The sequence below is a fragment of the Psychrobacter sp. TB20-MNA-CIBAN-0197 genome, from assembly GCF_040309765.1.
Classification (GTDB): domain Bacteria; phylum Pseudomonadota; class Gammaproteobacteria; order Pseudomonadales; family Moraxellaceae; genus Psychrobacter; species Psychrobacter submarinus.
This window is the reverse complement of the sequence record NZ_JBEOPC010000601.1, coordinates 1-271: the sequence shown is the minus strand read 5'-3', so window position 1 is coordinate 271 and position 271 is coordinate 1. Positions and strand designations below refer to the sequence as shown.

Annotated in this window: 1 protein-coding gene; it reads left to right on the top strand. The window is 60.9% G+C overall.

Annotated elements, in window-relative coordinates; translation table 11 throughout:
* Positions 1–42: 42 nt before the first annotated feature.
* A partial coding sequence (locus AAEY83_RS15145) for a hypothetical protein (RefSeq protein ID WP_351060201.1) occupies positions 43–271 on the top strand: 229 nt, incomplete at its 3' end.

Here is a 271-nt window from a genome sequence, read left to right as displayed (position 1 = left end):
GATTGCCCGCCAGAGTCCTGGGAGCAGGGGCCGGAGTTGATTGTGGCAGGCGAGCTGGTTGATCGGGAACTGGTTGAGTTGATTCAGCGTTCACGTCAGGCGGATCGGGATGACATCAGACTCAAGGATGCGATCTGCGCAACCCTGGGAATTCGCACCACGGCGCTCAAGGGCGACGGGTTCACCGCGTACTTGCCGAACATGGATGCCTTTGCGGCAGTGATTGACCAAGTGAGCGCGCAACCGCTGGCGGCGCGAACCAGTGAATGGC